Origin of the sequence: Anaerofilum hominis, assembly GCF_014287275.1 — a bacterium.
Taxonomy (GTDB): domain Bacteria; phylum Bacillota; class Clostridia; order Oscillospirales; family Ruminococcaceae; genus Pygmaiobacter; species Pygmaiobacter hominis.
Genome location: NZ_JACONZ010000003.1, coordinates 283,101 through 303,887 on the forward strand (window position 1 = coordinate 283,101; position 20,787 = coordinate 303,887).

17 protein-coding genes are annotated in these 20,787 nt (G+C 63.4%); 9 read left to right on the forward strand and 8 right to left on the reverse strand.

What is annotated here, in order from left to right; genetic code table 11:
* Positions 1-9: 9 nt before the first annotated feature.
* The 6 genes from H8S23_RS09825 to H8S23_RS09850 form a co-directional block, all read right to left on the reverse strand.
* Positions 10-1,032 (reverse strand): zinc-dependent alcohol dehydrogenase family protein, encoded by a 1,023-nt coding sequence (locus H8S23_RS09825; protein ID WP_186888167.1) that lies wholly within the window; start codon positions 1,030-1,032, stop codon positions 10-12.
* Positions 1,033-1,200: 168 nt separating this feature from the next.
* Positions 1,201-2,181, reverse strand: coding sequence for an alpha/beta hydrolase (locus tag H8S23_RS09830; protein ID WP_186888168.1), 981 nt, complete (start codon positions 2,179-2,181; stop codon positions 1,201-1,203).
* Entirely contained in the window at positions 2,178-3,179 is a 1,002-nt protein-coding gene (locus H8S23_RS09835) for an ABC transporter permease (RefSeq protein ID WP_186888169.1), read from the reverse strand. Before H8S23_RS09835 ends, H8S23_RS09830 begins: the two co-directional genes overlap by 4 nt.
* Positions 3,180-3,197: 18 nt before the next feature.
* Positions 3,198-4,688, reverse strand: a complete 1,491-nt coding sequence (locus H8S23_RS09840) for a sugar ABC transporter ATP-binding protein (RefSeq protein WP_186888170.1) — start codon at positions 4,686-4,688, stop codon at positions 3,198-3,200.
* Positions 4,689-4,804: 116 nt separating this feature from the next.
* The gene (locus tag H8S23_RS09845) at positions 4,805-5,800 is read right to left on the reverse strand and encodes a sugar ABC transporter substrate-binding protein (RefSeq protein ID WP_186888171.1); all 996 of its coding nucleotides are present in this window, start codon (positions 5,798-5,800) and stop codon (positions 4,805-4,807) included.
* A 74-nt stretch (positions 5,801-5,874) separates the two neighbouring features.
* Positions 5,875-6,924, reverse strand: coding sequence for an NAD(P)-dependent alcohol dehydrogenase (locus tag H8S23_RS09850; RefSeq protein WP_186888172.1), 1,050 nt, complete (start codon positions 6,922-6,924; stop codon positions 5,875-5,877).
* Positions 6,925-7,461: 537 nt separating this feature from the next.
* On the opposite strand from H8S23_RS09850, the gene H8S23_RS09855 reads away from it, so the two are divergent.
* Positions 7,462-8,478: a substrate-binding domain-containing protein gene (locus tag H8S23_RS09855; RefSeq protein ID WP_186888173.1), complete on the forward strand. Its 1,017-nt coding sequence runs from the start codon at positions 7,462-7,464 to the stop codon at positions 8,476-8,478.
* A gap of 281 nt (positions 8,479-8,759) precedes the next feature.
* Here H8S23_RS09855 and H8S23_RS09860 read toward each other — a convergent pair whose 3' ends face one another.
* Together H8S23_RS09860 and H8S23_RS09865 are read right to left on the reverse strand one after the other, a co-directional pair.
* Positions 8,760-9,767: an aldose 1-epimerase family protein gene (locus H8S23_RS09860; protein ID WP_186888174.1), complete on the reverse strand. Its 1,008-nt coding sequence runs from the start codon at positions 9,765-9,767 to the stop codon at positions 8,760-8,762.
* A gap of 511 nt (positions 9,768-10,278) precedes the next feature.
* The gene (locus H8S23_RS09865; RefSeq protein WP_186888175.1) at positions 10,279-11,487 is read right to left on the reverse strand and encodes an ROK family transcriptional regulator; all 1,209 of its coding nucleotides are present in this window, start codon (positions 11,485-11,487) and stop codon (positions 10,279-10,281) included.
* 197 nt (positions 11,488-11,684) lie between these two features.
* On the opposite strand from H8S23_RS09865, the gene H8S23_RS09870 reads away from it, so the two are divergent.
* The 8 genes from H8S23_RS09870 (at position 11,685) to H8S23_RS09905 (ending at position 20,734) form a co-directional block, all read left to right on the forward strand.
* On the forward strand, positions 11,685-12,647 hold the full coding sequence (locus tag H8S23_RS09870; RefSeq protein WP_186888176.1) for a GSU2086 family protein: 963 nt from the start codon (positions 11,685-11,687) through the stop codon (positions 12,645-12,647).
* 16 nt (positions 12,648-12,663) lie between these two features.
* On the forward strand, positions 12,664-13,695 hold the full coding sequence (locus tag H8S23_RS09875; RefSeq protein WP_186888177.1) for a bifunctional heptose 7-phosphate kinase/heptose 1-phosphate adenyltransferase: 1,032 nt from the start codon (positions 12,664-12,666) through the stop codon (positions 13,693-13,695).
* On the forward strand, positions 13,692-14,528 hold the full coding sequence (locus H8S23_RS09880) for an HAD family hydrolase (RefSeq protein WP_186888178.1): 837 nt from the start codon (positions 13,692-13,694) through the stop codon (positions 14,526-14,528). The genes H8S23_RS09875 and H8S23_RS09880 overlap by 4 nt, the downstream gene beginning before the upstream one ends.
* Positions 14,529-14,607: 79 nt before the next feature.
* Positions 14,608-15,597, forward strand: a complete 990-nt coding sequence (locus H8S23_RS09885) for an ROK family protein (RefSeq protein ID WP_186888179.1) — start codon at positions 14,608-14,610, stop codon at positions 15,595-15,597.
* Positions 15,598-15,860: 263 nt separating this feature from the next.
* Positions 15,861-16,508 (forward strand): D-sedoheptulose-7-phosphate isomerase, encoded by a 648-nt coding sequence (locus H8S23_RS09890; RefSeq protein WP_186888180.1) that lies wholly within the window; start codon positions 15,861-15,863, stop codon positions 16,506-16,508.
* Between the two features lie 80 nt (positions 16,509-16,588).
* Positions 16,589-18,202 (forward strand): response regulator transcription factor, encoded by a 1,614-nt coding sequence (locus H8S23_RS09895; protein WP_186888181.1) that lies wholly within the window; start codon positions 16,589-16,591, stop codon positions 18,200-18,202.
* A gap of 28 nt (positions 18,203-18,230) precedes the next feature.
* Positions 18,231-19,259 (forward strand): sensor histidine kinase, encoded by a 1,029-nt coding sequence (locus tag H8S23_RS09900; protein WP_186888182.1) that lies wholly within the window; start codon positions 18,231-18,233, stop codon positions 19,257-19,259.
* Positions 19,256-20,734, forward strand: a complete 1,479-nt coding sequence (locus tag H8S23_RS09905) for an ATP-binding cassette domain-containing protein (RefSeq protein WP_186888183.1) — start codon at positions 19,256-19,258, stop codon at positions 20,732-20,734. Before H8S23_RS09900 ends, H8S23_RS09905 begins: the two co-directional genes overlap by 4 nt.
* The last annotated feature ends 53 nt before the right edge of the window (positions 20,735-20,787 follow it).

Genomic DNA, 20,787 nt, shown 5'->3' on the forward strand with positions numbered 1-20,787 from the left:
CAGCCCCGATCAGGGGATGATGAGGATCTTGCCGTGGCTGCGGTAGCTGTCGTCCGAAAAGACTTTCTCCGCCTGGGCCAGCGGCACCCGGTCGGTGATGACGGTATCCAGATCCAGCCGGCCGGAGGCCAGCAGATCGATGACGCGCTGGCTGACCAGCGGGTTGATGTAAGAGCCGGTGATGGTGATCTCCTTGTTGAAGATCTGTTCCAGCGGCAGCAGCGAGATGCGGGTCTCCGGCGGGGTGAGGCCGAAGAGCATGACGGTGGCGGCGTTGGAGGCGATCTCCACAGCCATCTCCATCGTGTTGGCACGGCCCACGCACTCGATGACGGAGTCCAGAGACTCGATGCCCGCCTCTTCCACTGCCTTTTTCACGTCCTGGGTCGTGGGGTCCACGGCCAGGCAGGCGCCCAGCTTGAGGGCGGTCTCGCGCTTTGCGGCGATGGGCTCGATGGCGACCACCCGGGCCGCGCCTGCGGCGAGGGCGAGCTGCAGCATCAGCTGGCCGATGCTGCCAAGGCCGATGATGGCCACCGTGTCGCCGGTGTGGATGCCGCTGCGGTCGATGCCGTGCAGGCTGCAGGCCACCGGCTCCACCAGGGCGGCGTGCTCAAAGGAAAGGCTGTCCGGGATCTTGTAGGCCGCGTGCTCCAGCACCCGGCACTGCTCGGCAAAACCGCCGTACAGGGTGGTGCCGTAGCCGATCATGTTCTCGCAGAAGTGCACCTGCCCTTTGCGGCAGGCGCGGCAGTGGCCGCAATACATGTTGGGGTCCACACAGACCCGGTCGCCCACCTTGAGGCCGGTGACCTCGGGGCCCACTTTCGAGACCACGCCCGAGAATTCATGGCCCATCACCAGGGGGATGGGGTTGGGAAAGGCGCCCTTGTCGCCGTGGTACATGTGCAGGTCGGTGGCGCAGACGCCGCAGGCTTTCACGTCGACGATAACCTCGTGGCCGAGGGGCTCGCCCACGTCGATCTCCTCCACGTCCAGCTTGTCGACGCCGTTGAGAACTAATGCTTTCATACTGTTTTCCTCGCTTCTGGCTGAGGGGGCCTGCGGGCGGGGCCGTCCCCTGACAAACAGGCGCTTTGTTCCGGCATGCTTGCCGGGGAGCGGTGTTTCACGCGTCGGGAAAAGCGTCCCGTGTTTTTGCAGGGTCCGGCCTGCCCGTGCCCCTCAAGAGTCTAAAAGTTACCGGTAAGAGCCGGGCACGGCGGCGATGATGTCGTCCATCGCCTCAAAGGTCTTTTGATAAGTCTGGTTGATAAAGGCATGCAGAACGCCGGTATACAGGTGATAGTCCACAGGCACGCCCTCGTCCTGCAGCCGGGCGGCGTACATCAGCGCCTGGTCCAGCAGCGGGTCGCACTCGGCCGAGATGAAGCAGGCGGGGGGCAGGTCGCGCAGGCTGTCGGCGTTCAACGGGGAGGCATAGGGGTTTTCCGCGTCCTTTTGGTCCGCGAAGTAATCGTTGACCATGCCAAGCTCGCTGTTGATGATCAAAAAGTGGTCGCCGTTGCCATAGCGCTTTTCCGACTCGGTGCGCTCTTTGAGCAGAAAAGTGGTGGCCGGGTAGAGCAGGATCTGCTTGTGGATGGCAGGCCCCCCGCGGTCGCGGCTCATCAGACAGAGCACGGCGGAGAAGTTGCCGCCCGCAGAATCGCCGCAGACCGTGACGCTGCCGGGGTCTCCGCGGTAGCTGCCGGCGTTGGCCACCGCCCACTCCAGGGCGGCGTAGGCATCCTCCAGCCCGGTGGGGAACTTGTATTCCGGCGCCAGGCGATAGTCCACCGAGACCACCGCCACATGGCCGTATTTGGCAAAATAGCGGGGCACATAATCGTAGATGTCCAGGTTGTTCATCCGCCAGCCGCCGCCGTGGATGAAGAGCATGATGGGGAAAGGCCCCTCTCCCTGCGGATGGTAGATGCGCAGGGGGATCTGCGCGCCGTCCCGATCCACCGCCGTGTCGGTGGTCTCGATCTCCATGATGGGGCGGTAGCAGTAGCAGCTCTTGATGTCGTTGGTCAGGTCGGCGATGGTCTGCAGGTGATGCATCTTGCGCCACTTGCCGAAATCCTCCATGTCGCAGACCTCGGGCGCCTGGATGCGGGTGCCGGGCAGCGGGTCGCCGTAAGCGGGTTCAAAATACTTGCGGTAGGTGGTGATCATGCTTTCGCCCCCTCGGTCTGGCCGCTCTTGGGCTCGGCGTGGACGACTTTCTGCTGTTTGGCCCGGTGCTGATAGCTGTCCAGCAGGACCGCGCCCAGGAAGATCGCGCCGCGGATGACCATCTGGGTGTACTCGGAGATGTTCATCAGGGTGAGGCCGTTGGTGAGCATTGAGATGAGCACGCAGCCGCAGCAGGCCTTGAAGACCTTGCCCTCGCCGCCTGCCATCGAGACGCCGCCGATGACCACGGCGGTGAGCACGTTCATCTCCACCTCGTTGCCGGCGATGGGCTGGCCGGAGCCCACGCGCCCGTACATCATGATGCCCGCGATGCCGGCCAGCAGGCCGCTGATGGTGTAGGCCAGGATGCGGATGCGGGTGGTGTTGATGCCGGAGAGGCGGGCCGCCTCATCGTTGCTGCCGGCCGCATAGAAGTAGCGGCCCAGATAGGTCTTGTTGAGCACAAACGCCGCGATGGCGCCGATGATGACAAAGATGATGACCGGGACCGGCAAAAAGCCGATGGTGCCCTGGCCCAGGTATTTTGACTCCTGAGGGATGCCGTAGACCGGCAGGCCGCCGCAGATGATATAGGCCACGCCGCCCAGAATGGTCTTGACCGCCAGCGAGCCGATCATGGGGGCGATCTTGCCCTTGACGATGGCAAAACCGGTGAACCAGCCGCAGACAGTGGCGGCGATCACAGAGAGGACCATGCCGATGGCCCAGTGGATGCCCCAGTTGACACAGCACATCGCGACCAGCACGGTGACGATGGAGATGACCGAGCCGACAGCCAGGTTGATGCCGCCGGCGATCATGACGAACATGACGCCGACGCCGGCGACGCCGGTCATGGAGGACTGGCGCAGGATGGTGATAAAGTTGTTGCCGGTGAGAAAAGCGGGATTGCCGATGGTAAATACCGCCCCGAGCAGGATCATCACAATGACGACCGTGTACTCCTTGACAAAATGCATGACGCTTGATTTTTTCATTTGTGAGGTCTCTCCTTCTTAAACAGACTGCTCGCCGGAGGCATATTGCAGGACGCGCTCCTGGGAATAATCCTCTTTTTTGAGCTCGGCCATAAAGTGGCCCTCGTACAGGATGAGCATGCGGTCGGTCAGACCCAGCACTTCTTCCATCTCAGAGGAGATGACGATGATCGCCATGCCCTCTTCCGCCAGCTGATTGATGAGTTTGTAGATCTCCTGTTTGGCGCCCACGTCGATGCCGCGGGTGGGTTCGTCCAGAATAAGGATCTTGGAGTCGCTGGCCAGCCATTTGCCCAGCACCACTTTCTGCTGGTTGCCGCCGGACAGGTTGCCGGCCAGCTGCTCGGCGCTGGGGGTGCGGATGCGCATGTCGTCGATCTGCTTTGTGACGACCTCGGCTTCTTTTTTGGTGTCCACCACGCCCAGATGAGAAATGCGCTTGAGGATGGGCAGCGTGATGTTTTTGCTGATGGGCATGCGCAGCAGCACACCGCTCTGTTTGCGGTCCTCAGAGACGTAGCCGATGCCGTGGTCCACCGCGTCGCGGGGAGAGCGGATCTCCACCTTTTTGCCGTCCACAAAGATCTCGCCGCCGTCTTTGGGGTCAGCGCCGAAGATCAGGCGGGCCAGCTCGGTGCGGCCTGCGCCCACCAGGCCCGCTAGGCCCACGATTTCGCCGCGGCGCACCGAAAAGGAGACGGGGGCGACCCCGCTGCCGGTGAGGTCTTTGACCTCCAGCGCCACGTCGCCGTAGGCGATATGGCGGGAGGGGAACGACTCTTTCAGCTCGCGGCCCACCATGTAGTAGATCAGGTCCGCTTTGGACAGCTCGTTCACCTCTTTGGTGATGATGACCTCGCCGTCACGCATGACGGTGACCCGGTCGGCCACGCGGTACAGCTCGTCGAGCCGGTGGGAGATAAAGATGATCGAGATGCCCTCGGCTTTCAGCTCGTGGACGATCTTCATCAGGATATCCACCTCGTCGTCGGTCAGCGGGGCAGTGGGTTCATCCATGATGATGAGTTTGGCGTTTTTTGCGATCGCCTTGGCGATCTCCACCAGCTGCTTGTAAGCGACGGTCAGATCGCGCACCAGCGAGCGGGGATTGATGTCCACGCCAAAGCGGTCCAGCACCTGCTGCGCCTTTTCAAACAGCAGCCGGGTGTCCCGCACCGGCCCGCTGTTGATCCGCTGGCCCATAAAGATATTCTCGGCCACCGTCAGGGTGGGGGCCAGGGTGAACTCCTGATAAATAGCCGCGATGCCCAGGTCCCGTGTCAGCGCCGGGTCCAGCGCGCTGTAGTCTTTCCCCTCAAAGGAGATCGTGCCCTCATCGGGCCGGATGGCGCCGGTGATGGTTTTGATCATCGTGGATTTGCCCGCGCCGTTCTCGCCGATCAGCGCCAGCACCTCGCCTCGCCGCACCTCAATGGAGACGTCGTTCAAAGCGACCACGCCGGGGTAGCGCTTGGTGATGTTTTTCAGGGTCAAAATGTTGTCTGCCATGGTATTGTCAGCTCACCGCCTTGTCTCTTGGTAAAACCGGAGGGGATGTAAGCGATTCCCCTACATCCCCCCAGGCCTTGTTTCTTAATAAATCAATATGGTCTCAGCTTGCCGGCTTACATGAACTCGTCGACGTTTTCAGCAGTGATGAGGGTGGTCGGTCCGAGGTTCTCGCGGTCGACAGCCTCGCCCTGGGCCAGCTTGACAGCCAGGTCGATAAAGTCGGGAGCGAGAGAGACCAGGCCGGTGGTGACGGTGCCGCGATAGATGCCGCCCTCTTTGACCGCGTTCAGCGCGTCGTTGGTGGCGTCGCCCGCGAAGATGCCCACCTTGTCGCCGCCGTAACCAGCCGCGTTGAAAGCCTCGAGCACGCCCAGGCAGCCGCCGTCGTTGATGCCGACGACCAGGTTGATGTCTTTGCCGGTCTGCAGGAAGTTTTCGCCCGCGGTGACGCCGTTGGCAGCGTTGCCGCCGATGCCCTCAGCGACCCACTCCACAGTGATATCGGGGCAGAGCTCTTCGAGCGCGGCCTTGTAGCCCTGCTCACGGATGATCAGGAAGTTGGCGGTGTGGTTGCAGGAGGCGGCGTAAACGGTGTCGCCCTTTTCAAAGGTCTCGTTGACCCAGTTGGCGGCGTTGGTGCCGATGGCATAGCCGTAGTCGTAGTTATCCCAGCCATAGAAGGTGTCAGCGCCCTCTACGTCGGTGTCATAAGCGAAGAACTTGACGCCCGCATTGTGGGCCTCGTTCACCACGTCCACCATGGCGGGGCCGTCCTGCACGTGGCAGATGATGGCGTCTACGCCGGAGGAGATATAGTTCTCGCAGGCGGTGATCTTTTCACCGGTGTCCTTGGTCTGTTTGTACACGAAGTTGACGCCGATCTCTTTGGCATAAGCCTCCATGGCCTCGACCTGCATGGCGAAGATCTCGTTGGTCAGCTCAGAACAGACATAAGCGACCGTGATGTCGGACAGATCTTTGCCCGCGGTGGAAGCCGCGCTGGAGGGGGTGCCGCTGGACGGGGCGGCCGAGCTGCTGTCGGAGCCGCCGCAGGCGACGAGGGAGAGGGACATTGCCAGTGCCAATACGAGTGCTACTACCTTTTTCATGTTCTTTCTCCTTTTTGGTTTTTTGCATCTATACAGCCCGGTACTGGGTTTCCCGGGCAATGCGGCGAAAAGAGTTATTTGGCGATCTTCACGACCGCTTTGACGATCTCGGCCTTGTTGGACACGCTTTTGTCCATGGCGTTCTGGATGTCGTCAAAGTCAAAGATATCGGTGACGATGCCTTTCAGGTCCACCTTGCCCTCCGCCACAGCCTCGATGGCCATGGGGTAGATATGGCGATAGCGGAATACGGTCTTAAAGGTCAGCTCTTTGTCCAGCGCCAGGCTCATCGGCAGGGTCATCTCGCCGGACTTGGAATAGCCCACCAGCACGATGGTGGAACCCTTTTTGGCGATCTGGATGGCCTGCCGGGTGGTGATCTCGGTGCCGGCGGTCTCGATGAAGAGGTCGCAGCCCCGGCCGCCGGTAAGGGCTTTCACCGCCTCGACGGGGTCGGTCTCAGCGGCGTTGATCACCCCGGTGGCGCCCAGCTCCAGCGCCTTGTCCAGCCGCTTGGACATGATGTCGATCACATAGACCTTGGACACGCCTTTGGCCCGCAGGGCCATCATCGAAACCAGGCCGATGCAGCCCGCGCCGCTGACCACCGCCACCTGGCCCGCCTCGGCGCCGCCCTGGTTGGCGGCGTGGAAGCCGACCGCCAGGGGCTCGATGAGGGCGCCCTCCAGCGTGGAGACGTTGTCCGGCAGCTTGAAGCAGAGGGCGGCCTCGTGCGCCACATACTCCTGAAAAACGCCGTCGACAGGCGGTGTGGCGAAAAAGACCACGTCCGGGCAGAGGTTGTAGCGGCCGGTGCGGCAGAACTCACAGTGCCCGCAGGTCTTGCCCGGCTCCAGCGCCACCCGGTCGCCGACTTTCAGGTGGGTGACGGCGCTGCCGACCTCCACCACCGTGCCGCCCGGCTCGTGCCCCAGCACAAAGGGCGGCTCCACGATATAGTCGCCGATGCGCCCGCTCTCGTAGTAGTGCAGATCGCTGCCGCAGATGCCCACGTACTCCAGCTTGACCAGCACCTCGTCGGGTTTTGGCTGCGGGATCTCCCGCTCGGTAAAGCCCATTTTGCCGATGCCGTTCATCACGGCAACTTTCATCTTGCCTTCCAAAAAGTTCGACCTCCTGTCTTTCGGTGAGTAATGCTTTGTAAGTAAACGGTTGCTATCTCTGCTCTGTACTTTGCTTTATGAGAACTTTTCGGTTCGCTTCTACATGGTTCTCTCTCGTTAATCGTTTGCTTCCAACGTTCGGCACTCCGCAGATCATCGGAATTTCATTAAAAAGAGGAAAGAAAAAAGCAGATGCAAATTGTGAACCGTTTGCGCAACCGTTTTTCTGAACTGCTTTAAGAATAAACTTTTTTATCAGGTATGTCAATTGATATAAATTTATAAAGTTGATAAGTAAATTTTGTGGATAGTTTACACGTAACTGTTTCGGAAAAAATTAAACACAGCGCCCCTTGACAAACCAAAAAAGCAAAACTATACTGGATTTAACAGTATTTAACATTTGAAATAAACGGTTTTAAATACGTTTGATGAAATGATTTTAAAAATTAGTCATTAAATATGAAATTTAGAGGCCGATTCTGCTTTTTGTTTTAAAAATTGTATCTATTTATATCATGATGGGGATGGTTTGCGGTGGCAAAGTCAAGTATGAGAGATGTGGCTCGTCATGCCGGTGTTTCAGTGGCGACCGTGAGCCACGTGATCAATAACACCCGTTTTGTGGCGCCCGACACTCGGGCCAGAGTGCTGGAGAGCATTGAGAAACTGGATTACAGCCCGGACGCGATGGCGCGCAGCTTCAAAACGGGCCGCAAAAACCTGATAGGGTTTATTGTGCCGGATATCGCCAACGAGTTTTTTTCCACCATCATAGAAGAGGTGGAAAGCGTGATCGCAAAAAAGAACATGCGGCTCATTCTTGCCAACACTAAGGAGACGAAACAACGGGAGGCCGATCATTTACACGCGTTGTCCAGCGGCATTGTGGACGGGCTGATCGTCGCCAGCACCATGGAGAGCTACAAAGAGTTCTCCTGCACGCTTTCCGCCCCGCTGCCCATGGTGTTCATTGACCGTTCCCTGCAGGGGTGCCCCTGTGACACCATCACCATTTCAAATTATGATTCCATCTATGCCAGTGTGGAGACCCTGGTGCAGGAAGGGCACACCCGCATAGGCTATATCGCAGGCCTGATGCGGTTGTCCACTACGACGGAGCGCCTTGCCGCCTACCGGGACGCGATGGAGGATTATCGTTTGCCGGTAGAAGAGGGCTTTGTGCAGTATGGCGACTCGATGAGCCGCAGTGCGGTTCCCCATGTTGCGCGCCTGTTGGAGCTGGGCTGTACGGCGGTAGTGGTGGGCAACAATGTGATGGCGGACGACGTGCTTTATTATCTGAATGAGCATGACATCAAAATCGGGCACGGGTTTTCCATGGTCGGGTATGATGACACAGACCGGGCCAATTATAATATGCGCCGTATGCATATGGTGCGGCAGCCGGCGAAGGAACTGGGGCGCACCGCGGGACGGCAGATCCTGGAGCGGATCGAGTGCCCGGAGCAGTCGATAAAAAATATCGTGCTGCATTCTGATTTTGTTGCGCGGCGGTCGCCGCTTTTATCGGGCAGCACAGCCGGATATTGACGGGCGCAGAGAATCTTGCTTCTTGTCGTCTGAGGATAAAGAGACGGTTTTTCTCAGAGTGAATTGATGAAAATGCTTTTGGCCCGGTGGCAGGCCTTTTCATTTTCAATGGGCGCCCCTTTTATGGAAGCAGGTCCCTAAAAACAGGTGCGTGGAAAGAGATAGGGACGACGCTGGAGGCGCGGAGCGGCGCTGCAAAAATTGAGAGAATGGAACAAAAAGGACCGGCGCGCCGCAGCGCGTCGGTCCTTTTTTGAGCTCCCGTGGGGAAGCCCCCAGGCTTACAGGTGTTCGCCGACCGTGACTGCAAGGCGGTGGACCGTCTTTTCGCCCGGCGCGAGAAATTTCAGGCTGCCGTTGGCGCGGGCGTCCGCCCGGCCGTCGATGGTGGCGTTGCAGGGTTCGAGCCCCATGGCGTAATCGCCCTTGCCCAGCATTTTCCACTGCACGAAATGGTCCAGCGCACGCCGGTCGAAACGGATCGAGACGGCCAGCTTTTCAGCCGGGTTTTCGATGCCCACGGCGGAAAAACCCTCCGCATCCGTCTCAAGGTCGTGGTAGTAGCACATCTCTTCATAAGGCGCACTGGGCGGGGTGATGCGCAGATAGTCCTGCGCGTGGGCGGCCGCATGAGGGGAGCGCGGCGTGACGCACCGGGTGGGGATCGAGAGCCTGGCCTGCTCGCTGAGCAGCGGATAGCCCATATTGAAGTGGTAAAGGGTCATATAGGGCTTTGTCTCAAACCCCTCGTTGCAGATCACGTCGGTCAGCTCCACCCGGCCGGAGCGGTAGCGCACCGTCACGGTGCGGGCAAGGGTCAAATTGCCGCCGAAGAGGGCCGCGCTGCGCATCCATGCGGTCACCCGGGCCACCGGAAGGCCGTTTTCTTCTTCTACGGAGACGCAGAGCCGCTCGGCCGGGGTGTTGGCCAGTTCGCCGTGCAGGCCCAGCGCTTCGCCGGCGTCCTCACAAGCAGAGCCGATGTTGGACAGCCCGCAGGTGGCCAGAAAGCCCGCGCCGTAGCTTTTCAGCCAGCCGTCTCCCCGGCGGTCGTAAAAGGCGGGCCCCACCACCCCTGTGGGGGTGAGGTAACCCAGATTCCGGCCCCGGTATTTCAGGCTGTACAGGTCAAGGCAGCGGTCGGGCAGCAGCATCATCTCCATGCCCGCGCCGTCGGAGAGCAGCACCGCCCGGACGCCCTCGGCCCTGCCGCCGCAAAGGCGCGTTTCACGCAGCTCGAAAAGCTGGGCCAGGTCGCCCACGTATTCCCTCTCTTTTGCAAATTCCATCCTGAGTCCTCCTTTGCCCGGCCGCGGCCAGGCTTCCTTTTGACGAGATGACCGGACACGGCCGAAAGCCGTTCCCACTCCCCCGCGCTGCCGCTTAGCCGGATCCGACTTTGCAGCGCGGGGGAGCTTTTTGTAAAAGTGCACTCCGAAAAACGTCCGCCGCGCGGATTTCGCCCTCCTGCCCCGGGCGGAGAACCGCCGCCCGGGAGGCTGAGACCGAAAGGCACTGTGAAAAGCGGACGCGCATGCGGCCGCCGGGGCGCTTATGCGGACCCTTTTCTGAAAAAGGCCCGCCGTGCGACGGTGTTCCGCGGGATCTGCGGCGGTTGTGCGCGGTCCTTTTTCTGCCGCGGCATGCTGCTTTTGGACGTGCGCTTTCCTTTTTACAGAAAGAGCTTTTACAGAAACGGGGGCGGCGCCGTCCCGCCGTGTGAGAGCGGCGCGCGGCCGCCGCGCGCAGAAGAAAGGCGGCCCTGCGGCCGGGCCGCCTGTCCGCGCGCGTCCCACTCCCTCAAGTCCCGGGCAGCACGGGCAGTTCGCCGCGAAAGACCTGACGCGCCACCAGCGCCACCGCGCCGAAGACCGGGGCCCGGTTGAGAAAGCGGGAGCGCTCCACCCGCACCCGGCGGCATTCACCCGCAAGCAGACGGCTGTTGACCTTGCTCTCCAAAAGGCGCTCCAGCAGGCCGGCCTCCCCGCCCCGGTAGCCCACAAAGACCCGGTGGGCGTCCACGATGTTCAGGCAGTTTACCAGCGCGTAGGAGACATAGCTGCAGAAGCTGTCCAGCGCAGCCGCGGCGGGGCCGTCGCCGGCGCCCGCCAGGTCCACGATCTCGCGGAAAGCAGGCGCTTTTCCCCCTGCGGGGGCGCTCTCTCCGCGCAGGCGCAGCAGATCGGCGGCCAGTGCCTGGTCATTGGCGTACAGTTCCAGACAGCCGCGGTTGCCGCAGGGGCAGGGCGGGCCGTCGAAATTGATGGAGGTGTGGCCCAGCTCGCCGCCCAGCCCCACCGCCCCGTCAAACAGCTCGCCGTTGGCCACCAGCCCGGCGCCGATGCCGTCCTGCAGGTGCAGATAGAGAAAATCGTCCAGCCCGCGCCCGGCGCCGTAGAGCTGCTCGGCCAGCGCCCCGCCGGAAGAGTCGTGGATGAGCGCGCAGGGCAGGCCCAGACGCGCGGCCAGCAGCTCCCGCACCGGCAGGTTGCAGATGCCGTAAAAGTTGGGCGGCGAGAGCAGGGTGCCGGTGCTGGCGTTGAGGGGGCCCACCGCCGAAATGCCCGCGCCCAGCAGTTTGCGGCCGCAGCGGGCGCGCACTTTATAAAACAGATTTACGATCGTGTCGATCAGTGTTTCCCCGTCCAGGCGGCCCTCATAATAGAACGTCTCCTCGGCCAGCACTGTGGCGGCCAGGTCGCAGATCAGCACCCCGCAGTGGCGGCGGCCGATGAAGATGCCCAGTACACAGGGCGAGCAGGCGGAAAGGCCCAGCAGCGCCGGGGTGCGCCCGGCGCCGCCCCCCGGCATACGCCCGGCCGGCAGCTCGGCGGCCAGCCCGGCCTCCAGCAGATCCGCCGTGATGTTGGAGGTGGTCATCTTGGTCAGCCCGGTGCGCCGGGCGATCTCGGCCCGGGGCAGCGGCCCCTCTGTGCACAGCAGCTGCAGCACCTGCAGACGGTTGGCATGCTTCATGTCCCGGGCGTTGCCGCCCGCCGCTTTTTTCATCCTGTTCCCTCCGCACTCCCCCGCCGGGGCTTGCTTTTTTGGTCTGCTTCCATTATAATAAATTTGCACGAATTTGTAAAGTGATTTTAAAAATATGGGCATCTTTATTTTCAGACGGGCGGCGGGCTTTGACCCGGCGCGCCGTGCCGGGCCCCTGCCGGCCGCCCGTCCCCTTGCTTTGAAGGAGGCAGACCGCTATGTTTCAGCCGCGATCCATCGATTTTTCCAAGACCAGGACTTTCACGGCCAAAGACCGCTATAATCTGGTGCGCATCGACAACCTGCGCACCCCCGGCGCCCAGGAGGACGATCTGTTTCACAGCCCCGAGTTCGACCTGCTGGTACAAAAGCTGGCCCAGGCAAAAGAGGAGGGCCGGACCGTCACCTGCTTTATCGGCGCGCATGTGATCAAATGCGGTCTCTCGCGCTATCTGATCTGGCTGATGGAACACGGCTATATCAGCCATCTGGCCTCCAACGGTGCGGGCAGCATCCATGACTTTGAGCTGGCGTATCTCGGCGGCACCTCCGAGCATGTGCCCACCGCCATTGAGGACGGCAGCTTCGGCATGTGGGAGGAGACCGGCCTGTGGATGAACGAGGCCATCCGCGAGGGCGCGGCGAAAGGATATGGTTATGGACAGAGCCTGGCCGCCTACGCGGACGCGCACAAATCCCGCTTTCCCCATCTGGAGGACTGCGTCTTTTACCGCGCCTGGGAGATGGGGGTGCCCATGACCTATCACGTCACCATCGGCACCGACATCATCCACCAGCATCCGGCCGCCGACTATGCGGCCATCGGCCGGGCCAGCGGGGTGGATTTCGGGTATTTCTGCCACTCCATCGCCATGCTGGACGGCGGGGTCCACATGAACATCGGCTCGGCCGTCACCGGCGCGGAGGTCTTTTTGAAAGCGCTCTCCATCGCGCGCAATCAGGGGTATCCCACCTTTCACATCACCACTGCGAATTTTGACATCCTGCCCCTGGGGGATTACCGAACCGACATCGGCAAGGACAAGTACGACTATTATTACCGGCCGCGCAAGAACGTCATCAACCGGCCCACTTCCCAGGGCGGCACCGGGCTGTACATCTGCGGCAACCACGAAGCGACGATCCCCAGCCTGTATGCGCGGCTGCGGGACCGGGCGTGAGAAAGGCGGGCCGATCATGCTGCAGCAGGTGCTCCTGACCGAAAACAGGGTCCAAGAGATCGCGCAGGCGATCAAAAAAGTAAAGATCTGTGTCATAGGCGACGTCTGTCTGGACCTTTACTGGTACGCGGACATGAAGCGCAGCCGCCTTTCCCGCGAGACGCCCCACTTCCCGCTGCCCGTCGTGCGCGAGAGCTATACCCCGGGCGGGTGCGGCAACGTGATAAACAACGTCCACGCCCTCGGCGTGGCGGAGCTGCTGCCCGTCTCGGTGATCGGCGAGGACTGGCGCGGTTTTCTGCTGGACCGGTGGTTCGAGGACCACGGCATCGACACGGCCCGCATCCTGAAAAGCGCCCGGGGGCTGACCCCCTGCTACTGCAAGCCGGTGCGCATGGGCATTTCGGACGTGACGTACGAGGACCCGCGGCTGGATTTTGAGAATTTTGAGCCCATCGGCCCCGAGGAGGAAGCCCGGGTGCTGGCGGCGCTGGACGGGGCCGCAGCGCGGGCGGATGTGATCGCCGTGTCCGATCAGTATCGCTGCGGCGTGATCACCCCGGCGGTGCGCGCGCGGCTGTCGGCGCTGGCACAGAAGATGCCGGTCATCGTGGACAGCCGTGAAAAGGCGACCGAGTACACAGGCGTTATCGTCAAACCCAATGAGGTGGAGGCGGCTCTCGCCATCGGGCGGGACATCACCGGCCTCACCCTGACCGATGAGGAATACGCGCAGATCGGCTGCGCGCTGCAAAAAAAGAACGGCCGCCCGGTAGTGGTGACGCTGGGCGGGCGCGGGGCGCTGTGGTGCGGGGCGGACGGCGCGGTGCTGGCCCCCACCGTGCCGGCCAAGCCGCCGGTAGACATCGTGGGCGCGGGGGACACTTTCCTCTCCGCGTTTGCCTGCGCTTTTGCGGCCGGCGCGCCGGGCGCGGAGGCGCTGGCCTTTGCCAACCTGGCTTCCGGCGTGACCGTAAAAAAGATCGGCACCACCGGCACCGCCACCGGCGAAGAAATTTTGAAAAAATACAGGGAGAATTACGCATGAACGGCATAAGCGAAAAGAGACAGCTGGAGATCCTCCACCCCGACCGCCTGCCCGGGGGCAAGATCCGGGCCGCGATCTTTGATTTTGACGGCACCTTTTCCACGCTGCGCTGCGGCTGGGAAAAGGTGATGCGCCCGCTGATGCTGGAGAGCATCAGCGGCGGCCCGGCGTCCGAGGCGTCCGAGGCACTGCAGCGGGAGGTGGACGATTACATCGACGCCTCCACCGGCATCCAGACCGTATATCAGATGCGCTGGCTTGCCCAGCGGGTCGAAGCGGCGTGCCGCGGCGTGCCGGGGCGGGACGAGTGGTGGTACAAGGACGAGTACAACCGCCGCCTGATGGAGCAGGTGGGCGCGCGTCTGGCGCGCCTGGAGCGGGGGGAGGACCGGCCGGAGGATTACCTGATCGCGGGCGCGGCCGCATTTTTGCAGGCTCTGCAGGCCCACGGCGTGGAGGTCTACCTGGCCAGCGGCACCGACCACGGCGACGTGCTGCGGGAGGCGGCGGCCCTGGGTGTGGCGGATCGCTTCACCGCCATCAAGGGCGCGCCGGAGCGGCAGGCCGCCTGTTCAAAAGAGGCGGTGCTGCGCATGATCCTGGACGAAAAAGGCCTGCCGGGCGGCGAACTGCTGCTGGTGGGGGACGGCAAGGTGGAGATCGCGCTGGGGGCCGAGTGCGGCGCTTTCACGCTGGGGGCCGCCACCGACGAGGAGGCCCGGCACGGGGTGAATCCGGTCAAGCGGGAGCGGCTGATCCGCGCCGGTGCGGACGCCGTCACCGGCGATTTTGCGGACCTGCCCGCCCTATTGGGCTGGCTGGGCTTTCCCTGAGCGGACGCCCGGCCGGATGCGGGCTAACCCCCCGCGTTGGGACGCCGGGCGCGGCGGGGTCGGGAAAACAAAGGAGGGGATGCGCGTGAAACTGATCGGTGTGGACATCGGCGGCACCAAGTGCGCGGTGTCGCTGGGGGAGACCGCCGGGCGCGGCGGGGTGCGGCTGCTGGAGCGGGGGCCGGCGCGGGCCACGGCCGGGCTGGCGGCCCGCGAAATGCTGGCACTGCTGGCAGAGGACGCGCAGCGGCTTTGCGCCGGTGCGGGAGACGCGCCGGCCGCAGTGGGGATCAGCTGCGGCGGCCCGCTGGATTCCAGGGCGGGCCTGATCCTGTCGCCCCCCAACCTGCCCGGCTGGGACGCGGTGCCGGTGACCGGCTTTTTTGAAAAGCGGCTGGGCCTGCCCGCTTTTTTGTGCAACGACGCCAATGCGGGCGCGCTGGCCGAGTGGCGGATGGGCGCGGGCCGCGGCTGTGAAAATATGATCTTTATGACCTTTGGCACCGGCCTGGGGGCCGGACTGATCCTGAACGGCAAGCTCTACGAGGGCGCCTGCGATTTTGCCGGCGAGACCGGTCATATCCGGCTGGCGGAGCACGGGCCGGTGGGTTACGGCAAGATCGGCTCGTTTGAGGGGTTTTGCAGCGGCGGCGGCATCGCTCAGCTGGCGGCCGATCTCGTCCGCGCGGAACAGCAGCGGGGCGGCCGCCCGGCCCTGTGCCCCACCCCGCAGGACCTGCCCGGTCTGACCGCCGAGAAGGTGGGCCGGGCGGCAAAGCAGGGGGATGCGCTGGCAAAGGCGATTCTGGCCGAGTCGGGGCGCATGCTGGGCAGAGGGCTGGCGATCCTGATCGACCTGCTCAACCCGGAGCGCATCGTGATCGGCAGCATCTTCGTCCGCTCCCGCGGGGAGCTGTGGCCCGCCGCCCGGGAGGTGCTGGAAAAGGAGGCCCTGCCTGCGGCCCTGGCCACCTGCGCAGTGGTGCCCGCCGGGCTGACCGAGTCGGTGGGCGATCTGGCCGCCCTCACCGTGGCGGCCTACCGGCTGGAGCGGCAAAAAGAGGGTTGAGCGGCCCCCGTCCCCCGCGCGCCGAAAGAACGATACGCCCCGCGCACAGCCGGCCTCAGCCGCCGGACAGAAAGTCGTCTGCAGAGCTTAAAGCCGGGCGGGAGAAAGCGGCTTTAAAGTTTGTTTAGTTTACTTATTTTGCTTATGACGATCCGGCAGCCTCAGCCGCTGAAGGAAAGGTTATTTGCAAAACTGAAAGCCGATGCGGCGCGTGCCCGGCAGGACGCAGAACGAAAACCGTGAAACAGAAGAAGGGAGAAGCGATGAAACAGAAAACTGTGGAATTTTATGAGGATTTTTTTGAGCGTCAGCCGCGGCTTGCGCCCCTGCGGAGCGCGGTGCTGGAAGCCGTGGGCCTGCTCACCGACACCTTTGCGGCCGGGGGCAAGCTGCTGCTGTGCGGCAACGGCGGCAGCTGCGCCGACTGCGACCACATCGCAGGCGAGCTGCTGAAAGGCTTTTTGCTGCGCCGCCCGGTGGAACAGGAGTTTGCCGACGCGATGAGGGCCGAGTTCGGCAAAGAGGGGACGGCCGTCGCGGCAAAGCTGCAGCGGGGACTGCCCGCCATCTCGCTCACCGCGCATGCCGCCGCCCTCTCCGCCTTTGCCAACGATGTGGACCCGGTGCTGGTCTACGCCCAGCAGGTGCTGGCCTACGGCGCGCCGGGAGACCTGCTGATCGGCATCAGCACCTCGGGCGGCGCGGCGAATGTGGCGGCGGCGGTGCAGACCGCCCGGGCGCTGGGCATCCCGTCCATCGGGCTGACCGGGCGGGACGGCGGCAGGCTGGCGCAGCTGGCCAGCCTGGCCCTGATCGCGCCCGAGCAGGAGACCTACCGCATCCAGGAATGTCATCTGGCCCTTTACCATCTGCTGTGCGGCGCGGTGGAGTACGAACTGTTTGACGAATAAGGTGAAAAGCGATACGCTAAGGAAAAGAGGTCCCGGGAGGCCCGGCGCTGCGCGCCGGAGGCGAAAGGGGGAAGAGTCCAATGATCAAGGTCGTCGTTGCGGACGATGAGGAAAAGGTGTGCCGCCTGATCTGCAGTCTGGTGGATTGGTCGGCCTTTGAGATGGAGATCGTGGGCACGGCCCATAACGGGCTCGAGGCGCTGGAGCTGGTGGAGCGCCTCTCGCCGGACCTGATGGTCACCGACATCCGCATGCCGGGCTGCGACGGGCTGGAGCTGATCAGCCGCGCCAAGCAGCTGGATGAGCAGCTGGAGTTCATCATCATCAGCGGCTACCGGCATTTTGAGTACGCCCAGACCGCGATCAAGTACGGCGTGGGGGATTACCTGCTCAAACCCATCAAGCGGGAGGAGCTGTCCGCCACGCTGGAAAAGATGCGCGAGCGCTACCGCCACCGCACCGATCAGGTGTCAAAGGAAGAGCAGCTGCGGCTGCAGCTGCAAAGCGATATCGACAGGCTGCGCGCCGGCCTGTTCACCGGCCTGCTGCTGCAGCGCGAGCCGCCCGCCGAGGCGCTGGATCTGGACCGTCTCAATCAGGACTACCACTATGCCTTTCGGCCCGGGTGCTTTGAGGCGGTGGGGGTCAAGATCGACGGCGGCCATGAGCTGCTGACCTCCGGGGCTTTCAAGGTGCTGGAGGAAAAGCTCTCCCGCATCCTGCGGGGCCTGCTGCGCCCCGTCTGCACCGAGCTGGAATTCTGCTTTCAGGGCTCCCGCGTCTGGGGCGTGGTGAATTATGCGCCGCAGGATCGCCCGGCCGTGCGCCGCCAGCTGAAAGCGGCGCTGGATAAGATGAAGGTGCAGAAATCCTTTTTCCCCGAGCAGTTCACCATCGGCCAGGGCCGGGTGGCCGACTCGCCCGCCGGGCTGCCCGCCTCGGTGGAGGACGTGCACCGGGCGCTGGACCAGCGCCTGGTAGAGGGGGCGGGCAAGCTGTTGGAGGCCCCGCCCCGGGCCGAGGGCTTCCCCCGCGGGCGCGAGCTGTTGGCCGACGTGAGCAAGGCGATGGAGGCCGGGCTGGAGATCCTGGACCCGGCCCCGGTGCTGGGGGCGGTGCGGCTGCTGCGCGCCGACCTGCTGGCGTCTGAGACCGCCACCGGCGGCGAGGTGCTGTATCTGGCGGGCGAGGTGTGCAGCACCTTTGTGCTGCTGCTGCGCAACCTGCACTACGACCTGCCCGGGGCGGATGGATTTTTGGACGCGTTTCTGGCCCGGGCGGACCTGTGTTCCTCTGCGGAGCAGGTGTGGGACGAGCTGGAAGCGGCGGTGAGCGGGTCCCTGACTGCGCTCATCGAGCAGAAGCGGCAGGAGGATACCCGCCCCATCCGCACCGCCAAGCAGTATATCCAGGAGCATGCGGGCGAGCCGCTCACCCTGGAAGAGGTGAGCGGGGTGGTGGGGTTCAACGCGTCCTATTTCAGCTCCCTGTTCAAAAAGGAGACCGGGCAGAATTTTGTGGAGTATCTGTCGGAGGTGCGCATGGAGCGGGCCAAGGAGCTGCTCAAGGAGACCAGCCTGCCGGTGTCTGAGATCTGCGGGCGGGTGGGGTATTCCGACCTGAAATATTTCACCAAAAGCTTTAAAAAAGTGACCGGCATCAAGCCGGGGGAGTTTCGCAAGCTGTACTCCTGAGGCGGAGGGAAAAGGGCGGTGCTGAGCAATGAAAAACAGGGAGAAATATCTCTCCGGCAGGGTGCGCACGGCGCTGGCGGCGCTGCTGGCTTTCAGCGCGCTGCTGCTGGCGCTGCTGGCGGCGGCCTGCTTTTCCGCGCGGTGGCTGCTGTGGGCGCTGGCGCCCGCCGCGCTGCTCTACGCGGCGCTGATCGCGGGCGTGCGCCGCGGGCTGGCGGCGCCTTTCCGCGAGAGTGAAAAGATGATGGAGCTGTTTTCAGGCGGCTACACGCTGCAGGGGGTGTCGCAGCAGCGCTGTCCCATCAGCCCGGCCACCGAGGCGGCCTTTTCAAAGCTGCAGGAGTTTTTGACCACCAACGATCTGATCGGGGCGACCAAGCGCCAGGCCCAGTATCTGGCGCTGCAAAACCAGATCAACCCCCACTTTTTATACAACACGCTGGAGGGCATCCGCGGCGAGGCCATCGCCGCCGGCCTGGACACGGTGGCCCAGATGACCGAGGCGCTGGCGACCTTTTTCCGCTACACCATCTCCAACCTGGAAAATCTGGTCACGCTGGAGGACGAGCTGGACAATATCGAAAACTATTTTCTCATCCAGCAGTACCGCTTCGGCGAGCGGCTGCAGCTGGAGGTCGTCTGCGACGAGGGCGACCGGGCCGAGCTGCTGCGCTGCCGCATCCCGAAGCTGACGCTGCAGCCCATTGTGGAGAACTCCATCGTGCACGGGGTGGAGCGTAAGATCGGCCGCGGAAACCTGCGCATCAAGCTGGAGGGCACGGCAAAGCGGCTCATCATCACCGTGTCGGACGACGGCCTGGGCATGGAACAGCAGGCGCTGGACCAGCTCAACGGCCAGCTGGCCGTCACCCGGCTGGACTATGTGCGCGCGGACGCCGAGCGGCAGGGCGGCATCGCGCTGGTCAATGTGAACAACCGCATCAAGCTGCTGTTCGGCGAGCAGTACGGGCTGTGCATCTATTCCACCCCCGGCGTGGGCACCGACGTGGAGATCACACTGCCCCGCACCACCCGCGACGCGAAGGTGACGGGATGAAAGAAGAGATCCTGCGCATGGACCGGGTCACCCGCATCGTGGACGGCGTGACGCGGCTGGACAATTTCAGCCTGCATATCTTCCGGGGGGAGATCGTGGGCCTGCTGTCGATGAACGATCAGGGCCGGGACGACCTGGTGGAGCTGCTGCAGCAAAACCTGCCGCTGCACTACGGCTTTGTCTATTTTGGCGAGCGGCTGGTCAACAGCTACCAGAAAAGCCCCATGACGGAAAACCGGGTCTCGGTGATCGACCGGCGCAGGCGGCTGGTGGACGACCTGACCGTGGCGGACAACGTCTTTGTGCTGCGCCGGGGCTTTAAGAAGTATCTGGTGGAACCCCGGGTGCTGCGCGGACAGCTGGCGCAGTTTGTGGGCGAGCTGGACCTGCCCATCTCCGCAGACGAGCCGGTGTCCGAGCTGTCCGGCTATGAGCGCTGCGCGGTGGAGGTGCTCAAGGCGGTGATCGCGGGCACCCGCCTGATCGTGGTGCGGGAGATCAGCAACGTGCTGTCCGCCGCAGACCTGGAGCGCTTTCAAAAGCTGCTGCGCCACTATGCGGGACAGGGCTTTTCTTTCCTTTATATCTGTGCCCACCATGAGGAGGCCTTTCCGGTCTGCGACCGGGTGGCGGTGATGGAAAACGGCGGCATCGCGCTGAACCTGAACCGGCCGTTTCAGAACGACGAGGCCATCTGGCGGCGCTCGCTGGACTTCAGCCGCCCAGCCGGCCCCCCGCGCGAGCGCGCGGACCGGCAGCCGGTGGTTCGTCTGGACAGGGTCACCTGCGGCGCGATGCGGGCGCTCAGCTTTTCCCTCTGGCCGGGGGAGTGCCTGACCATCCTGGACCGCAGCAACACCATCCTGACCGACCTGATGGCGCTGATGAACCGGGAGCGCCCGCCCGCCTCGGGCATGGTGCAGGTGGGCGGCGCGCCCCTGCGGCCCGGCCGGGGGCGGGAAAAGCCGGGACAGGAGCTGGGCTTCATCGGCGAGGACCCGGCGCACACCATGCTGTTCCCGGAGCTGAGCGCGCTGGACAACCTCTGCTTCCTTGCCGACCGGCGGGACGGCCGCCTCTGGCGCAGCCCCGCCCTGCGGCGCAGCATTGCCCGGGAATACGAGCGCTTTCTGGGCGGCGCGGTCTATGAGCGGGATGTGGGCGCCCTCACCCATCAGCAGCGGTACGACCTGGTCTATTACCGCATGCACCTGTACCACCCGGGCGCGGTGTTCTGCATGCAGCCTTTTCTGGGCGCGGACATGTATCTGCGCCACCACATCATCGGGCTGCTGGAGATGCTGCGCGGGCGCGGGGTGGCGACGGTGCTGCTGTCGGTGAATATCTCCGACAGCCTGTCGGTGGCCGACCGGCTGCTGGTGGTGGAGCAGGGGCGTCTGGTGCGCGAATACCGGCGCGAGGATTTTCACACCCTGAGCAAGCAGGAGGGCTATGACCCGCACCGCACCAAGTGAGGGGGGAAACGCCCGTAAAAAGAGAAACGGCGCCGCCGCAGAGGGCGGCCGGG

Excerpts from the sequence above, each read along its gene's own strand:
- H8S23_RS09905 (WP_186888183.1), top strand. The coding sequence starts at position 19,256 with ATGAAAGAAGAGATCCTGCGCATGGACCGGGTCACCCGCATCGTGGAC.
- H8S23_RS09860 (WP_186888174.1), bottom strand. The coding sequence starts at position 9,767 with ATGGAATTTGCAAAAGAGAGGGAATACGTGGGCGACCTGGCCCAGCTT.
- H8S23_RS09845 (WP_186888171.1), bottom strand. The coding sequence starts at position 5,800 with ATGAAAAAGGTAGTAGCACTCGTATTGGCACTGGCAATGTCCCTCTCC.
- H8S23_RS09875 (WP_186888177.1), top strand. The coding sequence starts at position 12,664 with ATGCTGCAGCAGGTGCTCCTGACCGAAAACAGGGTCCAAGAGATCGCG.
- H8S23_RS09885 (WP_186888179.1), top strand. The coding sequence starts at position 14,608 with ATGCGCGTGAAACTGATCGGTGTGGACATCGGCGGCACCAAGTGCGCG.
- H8S23_RS09830 (WP_186888168.1), bottom strand. The coding sequence starts at position 2,181 with ATGATCACCACCTACCGCAAGTATTTTGAACCCGCTTACGGCGACCCG.
- H8S23_RS09900 (WP_186888182.1), top strand. The coding sequence starts at position 18,231 with ATGAAAAACAGGGAGAAATATCTCTCCGGCAGGGTGCGCACGGCGCTG.
- H8S23_RS09840 (WP_186888170.1), bottom strand. The coding sequence starts at position 4,688 with ATGGCAGACAACATTTTGACCCTGAAAAACATCACCAAGCGCTACCCC.
- H8S23_RS09835 (WP_186888169.1), bottom strand. The coding sequence starts at position 3,179 with ATGAAAAAATCAAGCGTCATGCATTTTGTCAAGGAGTACACGGTCGTC.
- H8S23_RS09870 (WP_186888176.1), top strand. The coding sequence starts at position 11,685 with ATGTTTCAGCCGCGATCCATCGATTTTTCCAAGACCAGGACTTTCACG.
- H8S23_RS09890 (WP_186888180.1), top strand. The coding sequence starts at position 15,861 with ATGAAACAGAAAACTGTGGAATTTTATGAGGATTTTTTTGAGCGTCAG.
- H8S23_RS09895 (WP_186888181.1), top strand. The coding sequence starts at position 16,589 with ATGATCAAGGTCGTCGTTGCGGACGATGAGGAAAAGGTGTGCCGCCTG.
- H8S23_RS09880 (WP_186888178.1), top strand. The coding sequence starts at position 13,692 with ATGAACGGCATAAGCGAAAAGAGACAGCTGGAGATCCTCCACCCCGAC.
- H8S23_RS09825 (WP_186888167.1), bottom strand. The coding sequence starts at position 1,032 with ATGAAAGCATTAGTTCTCAACGGCGTCGACAAGCTGGACGTGGAGGAG.
- H8S23_RS09865 (WP_186888175.1), bottom strand. The coding sequence starts at position 11,487 with ATGAAAAAAGCGGCGGGCGGCAACGCCCGGGACATGAAGCATGCCAAC.